Genomic DNA, 4,193 nt, shown 5'->3' with positions numbered 1-4,193 from the left:
CAGGACAATACCTGAATAACCCCCACCGCCGAACGAAGTGGCGGTGGGGGTATAGTATCAACAAGCAGATGCGTCCAGTAGGACGCTAATCGGAGCAAATAGGTGAAATTCAGATTGTTCCATATGCTAAAGTTGAGTTATAGAACAAAATGATAAGTGGTCAAAATCAGCATTTGTTTTTCTGTAGAAAGGGACTAAAAACTAAAACCACAAAAACCGTTTTGCGAGCAAGCAATCCCGTTTCGCTGAAAAACAGATTTTTATTTTATGCTTATTTTCAGTGTATTTCAAGCGCAGCGCCACCATCAAAATACAACCCAAGAGAAAAGGCGCTTCGCTTGAAATACACTGAAAATTCACAAAAAATTAATTCTTCGTCAACACCTTCTAGTTACACAAAAGTGTTAGCGGTTTATTTCTGTTTTTGTTCTTTCCCTTTTCCCTATTATTTTAGGCATAAAGCTCTAATCCTATACTCTGTGGGAGCCACACACTATTGATTCAGGATTTTCTTGACAATGGTATTGATGTCGATAATGTCAATGTCATTGTCGTGGTTGATGTCGCACTCTTCGGGGATGTCATATTTCAGCGCCAGCGTGCAGTCGGCAGTGATTTTGGGAATTGTGATGCAACCAGTTTCAGTGATTAGCGGCATCACGTCTATGCCATCGAGCGTGGCCTCAACCAGAGGGAACGATGCGAGTGCCCCCAGCTGCAGCACCTGAGGCTCGCCGGTGGTGATGGGCAGGACAATATCACCCACTATGTTGTTGCTTATCGTGAGTGTTGCAAGCGGTTTGGCCGCAAATACAGCGTCGGTATCCTCAACCATGGTTGTGAAATTGCTCCAACCTGTTGCTGCTTGGTATTTCTCTTTCGTTCCGGCGGGCACATGCAGAGTCGCGCCAGTGTAGGCGGCTGCGGCAAACGCTCCTTCGGGGATGTCTTGCGGCTCTTGGTAGCCAGCATACACATCGCCAAGGGCAGTCATCGCGCTGAACCCTTTGTCTCTGATCATTTTCATCTGCTTGATATATAGCTTCTTCACTGCCTTGCAACTGCTAAACGCTGGTGAAAACACATCAACAGGCCCCAGAATCTTGATTTCCTCGATTTTGTTACATCCTGTAAATGCACCGCTGGGTATTCGCTTCACGTGCTCACCTATTTCCAGATACTTGATGGGACAGTTGGCAAACCAGTAGTGATAGACGTAGGTCTGTGACGAACCCGAAACGACGCTGGTAAATGGAGTGTCTTTGCCCCACTCGGCATCGTAGTAAACCCGTTCAAGCGAGGTGCATCCGTCAAAGACGCTACTCCCCATTTCGGTGATGGTGTAGGGGATACTCACCGATGTGATAGTAGTTTGCCCCTTAAAGGCATCGTTGCTGAACCTGTTGACTTGGCGAATGGTGCCACTTTTTGACACATGCGATGGAATGACGATATCGCCGCTGATTTTTGTAGGTTTAATTACTGTGGTAAACGCATCATAGTCACTGTAGTTCAAGTCGGCCCGGGAGCTGATAGTGGAGCTTGCCATGATGATGGCAAAGCATGTTAAAAGTCTGTTTCTCATTGTTATATAAATTTTGTTGATCGTTGGGATGGCAAAGTTATGTCAATTATTTTGCATGAATTGATAGACGTCTATATAAACTGCCGGTTATGATTCCTTAAATTTGCAGCGTGATGCAAAAAAGTCCGCGCTATTTCTTGTTGTTGTGGATAAAAATTTCTAAATTTGCACTGCGTAGGCCACGGCCTGCACAAGACATTTGGAATCAAATAGAGACATTGTCTTCTTTTAGGGGCTTGATGAAACCGCCAAATTTTTTCGAAAGTTCCCCAACTGTGAGAGGCAACTGTCTGCACCTTTGCAATTATCAAGGGTGCGGACTTCTTGCATCACTCTGTGGGGAACAGGCGCTTGGCGGTGCCCATCAAGCCACAGACAGCAAGAACCCGCACCCTTTTTGTGTGCCCGTACTTGCTACAAAACATGAAAAAAAAGTTGAACTTATAAAGAACTATTATGGAAAAAGTAAATTATGAAATCGTAAAAAAAGCTGCTGATGAAGGTTTTTCTGCATTAAAGAATTTAATAGAAGAGATTCCTCCAGAACAAAGAAATGCTGCTTTAGCAATTATGGGTATTGTTGGTGTGAGTGCAATGGCAATTAAAAAGTTAAGTGATATTGTAATGAAAAAGTAGTTATGCAATCGTTAAAGGCATTAGAAACTTTAATAAATATACATGCATGGTAACTGTTAGGACTAAGGACGAACTTGAAAGAGCCCTTAAAGCGGGCGAGAAGAGAATCCTGTGTAAGGGAGAAATCGAGAAAAAACTTAGAAAACAAAAAACTTTGCAAACTGCCGCTAAAGTTACTGGAGGTGCATTGGCTGCGACTGCAGCAGTAGTAGGAGGAGTGTTAGCCGCTCCTTTTTCTGGTGGAAGTTCTCTTGCAGGTGCGGGTGCGGCTATTGGTATGATGGGGGGGCATTGCCTCACTTGTGGTGCCGTGACAGCAACTTCTACGGAACTGTTTGTTATTTTGGGTATAACAAGTGCAACGGCTTTAGCAGCTTATGGTATATCAAAAGATAAGAAGGTCAAACTCAATTTCAAAAAAGATGGTGTTGAATTAGAGGTCGAATGACATTATTTCAGCAAGTTTTAAAATAGATATTACTAACTTATAAATAAATTCAGAATGAAGACTGTTTCAAACACTAATGAGCTAACAGCCGCTCTTGAGGCTGGTGAGAAAAAGATTGTCTGTACAGGCGAAATCGCTGAACAAATTAAAAAGCGTCTCAAGAAAAAGAAGCGTATGAAAGTTGGCGGAATTGTACTAGCTGTGGGAGGTGTGCTGGCAGCACCATTTACTGGTGGTGCTTCTCTTGCTGGAACTGCTGCAGGTCTAACAATAGGAGCAGTAACCATCTCTATAGCAGAACTCGCAATCATTTGCGGAACAGCACTTGCAGGACTGGCTATACTCAAGGATAAGAAAGTAAAAGTTTCTAAAAACTCTGACGGTAGTATTACACTTGATGTTGAGTGATATACTACATTACTGTTATAGCATGTCCTTAATAATTTGGTGTGTTTTTGTGAGAAATAGTTTTTTAGATTATAGATTTAATCTTTGGTAATGGACTCAAATCTTACACTTGCGGAGCAGCTGGAAATTGTGCGTAGGACTGGGTGGTCGATGGAGGTGGTGAGGTTTATCCGCAACATGGATGAGGCTCGCATCTATATGGGAGCAGGGCTGGTGGAGGCTCGCATTGGCGGGCGCACGGCTTTGATACGCCGCGACATTGACTGGAGCGCTTTTAACTGCCGCCACGAGTGGCTGAAGAAGAAGTTTGCCGACTGGACCCAGTGGTGGGACTACAATAATGCCGACCTGATAGGGGAGGGGTGGCCGCCGCGTGACGGCAATGGCGACCCCTACGAACTGCACCACATAGGCCAGCAGCAGGATTCGCCGTTTGCCGAGCTCACGTGGCAGGAACACATGGGCGATGGCAACAATCGCATTCTGCATCCGCAGCGCGAGTCGGCCATTGACCGACAGCAGTTTGACGGAGAGAAAAGCCTCTACTGGCAGGCTCGTTTCAAGGCGTTCACCCCAAGTGAGTTGAAAAAGATTTACGGTAAGTAAAAAACACGACTAGCATCATGATTAGAGGATATGCAAAATTCTTATGCAAGGATTGCGGGCACGAGTTTGAAGGACTGGATATTGAGTATCGTGGCACTGCCGAGAGCCAGCCATTGCCGTGCCCGCAATGCGGTAGCATGAACACAAAGAAAAGTCACGCAATTTTCAAGACAAAGCCATTGTTATATAGACGATAACGATGACGATAACGATGACGATGACAACTGTGCCTGTAAGGGACTTTTATTGTCCGGCAGGACAATACCTGAATAACCCCCACCGCCGAACGAAGTGGCGGTGGGGGTATGGTATCAACAAGCAGATGCGTCCCGTAGGACGCTAATCGGAGCAAATAGGTGAAATTCAGATTGTCCCATATGCTAAAGTTGAGTACACTATCTATGAGGTAATTCCATTTTGCGTGCAGAGCAAGCTATTTTCTAAGCATAAAACCATAATAAAAATATTTTCTTTTTTTTACCGGACAACAATATTTTTAAATATAATATC

At 44.4% G+C, this 4,193-nt stretch carries 6 protein-coding genes; 5 read left to right on the top strand and 1 reads right to left on the bottom strand.

Annotation, left to right across the window (positions count from 1 at the left end; genetic code table 11):
• Nucleotides 1-493: 493 nt before the first annotated feature.
• Nucleotides 494-1,585, bottom strand: a complete 1,092-nt coding sequence (locus tag ACKI3C_RS07650) for a leucine-rich repeat domain-containing protein (protein ID WP_407403692.1) — start codon at nt 1,583-1,585, stop codon at nt 494-496.
• A gap of 456 nt (nt 1,586-2,041) precedes the next feature.
• On the opposite strand from ACKI3C_RS07650, the gene ACKI3C_RS07645 reads away from it, so the two are divergent.
• The 5 genes from ACKI3C_RS07645 to ACKI3C_RS07625 all read left to right on the top strand — a co-directional run bounded on the left by ACKI3C_RS07645 (nt 2,042) and on the right by ACKI3C_RS07625 (nt 4,026).
• Nucleotides 2,042-2,221, top strand: coding sequence for a hypothetical protein (locus ACKI3C_RS07645; protein WP_407403690.1), 180 nt, complete (start codon nt 2,042-2,044; stop codon nt 2,219-2,221).
• 46 nt (nt 2,222-2,267) lie between these two features.
• Nucleotides 2,268-2,669, top strand: a complete 402-nt coding sequence (locus ACKI3C_RS07640; protein WP_407403688.1) for a hypothetical protein — start codon at nt 2,268-2,270, stop codon at nt 2,667-2,669.
• A 54-nt stretch (nt 2,670-2,723) separates the two neighbouring features.
• Nucleotides 2,724-3,077, top strand: coding sequence for a hypothetical protein (locus tag ACKI3C_RS07635; protein ID WP_407403686.1), 354 nt, complete (start codon nt 2,724-2,726; stop codon nt 3,075-3,077).
• Between the two features lie 129 nt (nt 3,078-3,206).
• Entirely contained in the window at nt 3,207-3,683 is a 477-nt protein-coding gene (locus tag ACKI3C_RS07630) for an HNH/ENDO VII family nuclease (RefSeq protein ID WP_407403684.1), read from the top strand.
• 199 nt (nt 3,684-3,882) lie between these two features.
• Nucleotides 3,883-4,026, top strand: a complete 144-nt coding sequence (locus ACKI3C_RS07625) for a hypothetical protein (RefSeq protein WP_407403682.1) — start codon at nt 3,883-3,885, stop codon at nt 4,024-4,026.
• The last annotated feature ends 167 nt before the right edge of the window (nt 4,027-4,193 follow it).

It is taken from the genome of Sodaliphilus sp. (genome assembly GCF_045598405.1).
Taxonomy (GTDB): Bacteria; Bacteroidota; Bacteroidia; order Bacteroidales; family Muribaculaceae; genus Sodaliphilus; species Sodaliphilus limicaballi.
Note: the sequence above shows the minus strand (reverse complement) of the source record. Positions and strands in the feature narration are given on the sequence as shown.

What these genes read in the sequence shown, in the direction of transcription:
- ACKI3C_RS07650 (WP_407403692.1), bottom strand. Translation starts at nt 1,585, where the DNA reads ATGAGAAACAGACTTTTAACATGCTTTGCCATCATCATGGCAAGCTCC.
- ACKI3C_RS07645 (WP_407403690.1), top strand. Translation starts at nt 2,042, where the DNA reads ATGGAAAAAGTAAATTATGAAATCGTAAAAAAAGCTGCTGATGAAGGT.
- ACKI3C_RS07640 (WP_407403688.1), top strand. Translation starts at nt 2,268, where the DNA reads ATGGTAACTGTTAGGACTAAGGACGAACTTGAAAGAGCCCTTAAAGCG.
- ACKI3C_RS07635 (WP_407403686.1), top strand. Translation starts at nt 2,724, where the DNA reads ATGAAGACTGTTTCAAACACTAATGAGCTAACAGCCGCTCTTGAGGCT.
- ACKI3C_RS07625 (WP_407403682.1), top strand. Translation starts at nt 3,883, where the DNA reads ATGACGATAACGATGACGATGACAACTGTGCCTGTAAGGGACTTTTAT.